The organism is Candidatus Igneacidithiobacillus taiwanensis (genome assembly GCF_031962545.1).
Lineage (GTDB): Bacteria > Pseudomonadota > Gammaproteobacteria > Acidithiobacillales > Acidithiobacillaceae > Igneacidithiobacillus > Igneacidithiobacillus taiwanensis.
Genome location: NZ_JAVRKK010000238.1, coordinates 1 through 2,068 on the forward strand (window position 1 = coordinate 1; position 2,068 = coordinate 2,068).

General features: G+C 61.0%; 3 protein-coding genes and 1 pseudogene. 2 read left to right on the forward strand and 2 right to left on the reverse strand.

Translation table 11 applies throughout. From position 1 onward, the window contains the following. Both RTI30_RS14225 and RTI30_RS14230 read left to right on the forward strand, forming a co-directional pair. A pseudogene (locus tag RTI30_RS14225) lies at positions 1–261 on the forward strand (UDP-N-acetylmuramate:L-alanyl-gamma-D-glutamyl-meso-diaminopimelate ligase); the annotation flags it as partial. Continuing rightward, positions 258–866 carry a flavin prenyltransferase UbiX gene (locus RTI30_RS14230; RefSeq protein WP_312261024.1) on the forward strand — a complete coding sequence of 203 codons (609 nt, stop codon included), beginning with the start codon at positions 258–260 and terminating at the stop codon, positions 864–866. The pseudogene RTI30_RS14225 and the gene RTI30_RS14230, both read left to right, overlap by 4 nt. A gap of 18 nt (positions 867–884) precedes the next feature. Here the strand turns inward: RTI30_RS14230 and RTI30_RS14235 are convergent, their stop codons facing one another. After that, a complete protein-coding gene (locus RTI30_RS14235) occupies positions 885–1,655 on the reverse strand; it encodes an ATP-binding cassette domain-containing protein (RefSeq protein WP_312261026.1) in 771 nt (256 codons plus the stop codon). After that, the coding region (locus RTI30_RS14240; RefSeq protein WP_312284152.1) for an ABC transporter permease at positions 1,652–2,068 on the reverse strand (417 nt) is incomplete at its 5' end. The genes RTI30_RS14235 and RTI30_RS14240, both read right to left, overlap by 4 nt.

Sequence of the window (2,068 nt, forward strand, 5' to 3'; positions counted from 1 at the left end):
AACACCATGAAGCTCGGCGTCCACAAAGACACCCTCGGCCCGAGTCTGGCGGTGGCAGATGCCGTGTATCTCTATGCGCCGGCCGAACTCGGCTGGGATCCGGTGCTGCCCGAGGGCGGTCGCAGTTATCGTGATCTCGAGGCGCTCGTTGCCGATCTATGCCGAGATGCCAAAAGTGGCGATCAGATTTTGGTAATGAGTAATGGCGCTTTTGGAGGGATTCACGAGCGCCTCTTGCAGGCGCTGGAGCGAGTACCATGACGCAGCGTCGCCGTATCGGTTTGGCCATTACCGGTGCCTCGGGGGCGGTCTATGCCCTGCGCCTTCTCGAACTTTTGCTTGCCCAAGACCTCGAGTTGCACCTCGTGGTCTCTGGCGCTGCGCGGGTGGTGTTGCGCGAGGAACTCGGCCTGCAGCTGCCGCCGCAACCGGAGCAAACGGCGGCTTTTTTGCGGGCGCAGACCGGGCAGGAGCGCGGCGAGATACATGCCTATGCGCAAGAAGACTGGTTTTCGCCTTTGGCTTCGGGGTCGCACGCTCCCGAGGCACTGGTCATTTGCCCTTGTTCCGGCGGTAGCCTGGCGGCCATTGCCCAGGGGGTCTCCAATAATCTCATCGAGCGGGCTGCGGATGTCATGCTCAAAGAGGGCAAAAAGCTCATTCTGGTGCCGCGAGAGACGCCGCTTTCCGCCATTCATCTCGAGAATATGCTCAAGCTCTCCCGCCTCGGGGTATGCATTCTGCCGGCGAGTCCGGGCTTTTATCACCGGCCGCAAGGCATAGACGATCTCGTGGATTTTGTGGTTGCGCGGATTCTCGATCAGCTCGCCATCGACCGCAGCATCGGCCCGCGCTGGGGCCGCTGAAGACCTCGCCAGACTTCCTTAGCAGAGCGACTGCAGCAAATGCTCGCCGCGGCTGCCGTGGAAGAAATCGCGTACGTACGGATCATCGACTTTGGCGACCTCCCGCAACGGGCCGATGCTGAGCACCTTGCCACCCGAGAGCACCGCCACGCGGTCAGCGGTAGCTGCGATGCTTTCCAAGTCGTGGCTGATCATGACTACGGTAAGCCCGATGTCGGCCTGAATCTGCCGCAGTAGGCGGTCGAAATCGGCGGCAGCAATGGGGTCGAGGCCAGAGGTTGGCTCATCGAGAAAGAGGATTTCGGCATCCAGGGCGAGGGCGCGGGCGAGGGCTACGCGTTTGACCATGCCGCCGGAGAGTTCGGCGGGGAGCTTGCTGGCATCCTCCGGGCGCAGCCCTACCATCTGCAGTTTCAGCGCCACCAAAGCGCAGATGTCTTCCCGGCGAATGCCACCCCACTCGCGTAAAGGGAAGGCAATATTCTCGAAAACCGTGAGGGCGCTGAACAGGGCGCCGAGCTGAAAGAGCACCCCCCAACGCTGGCGCAGCAAGCGACCGGCGCGGCCGTTGAGGCGATCGAGGCGCTGCCCAAAGATCTCGATGCTGCCCTCGGCAATGGGGTTGAGGCCGATGATGCTACGCAGCAGGGTCGTTTTGCCACTACCGCTGCCGCCCACAATGGCCAAAATTTCGCCTTTCTGTATCGCTAGGTCGAGGTGGCGATGGATCCAGCGGCTGCCAAAACGGGTGCCGAGATCCCGACAAACGATGATATCGTTGGCGCTCATGTGGTCGATAAACCAACGTCGGCAAAAATGATGGCAAGGATGGCATCGATGACGATGACGAGAGTAATGGACAGCACCACGGAGTTGGTGGTCTCGCGGCTCAAGCTGTTGGTGTTGGCCTTGACGCGCAGGCCATGGTAGCCGCTCACCCAGGCAATGAGGATGCCGTAGAGCACTCCTTTGATAATGCCCAACCAGAAGTTGAAGGCGGGCACCATAATGGGCAACTCGCGCAGAAAGAAGTCGGGACTGATGCCGAGGCTGAAATTGGCGACCAGCATGGAGCCGAAGAGCCCGACCAGATCGGTCCAGATCACCAGGAGCGGCATGGTGACGGCTAGGGCAATGACCTTGGGTAAAACGAGGCGCTGTACCGGCGAGACCCCAAAAGTCTGCAGCGCGTCGAGCTCTTG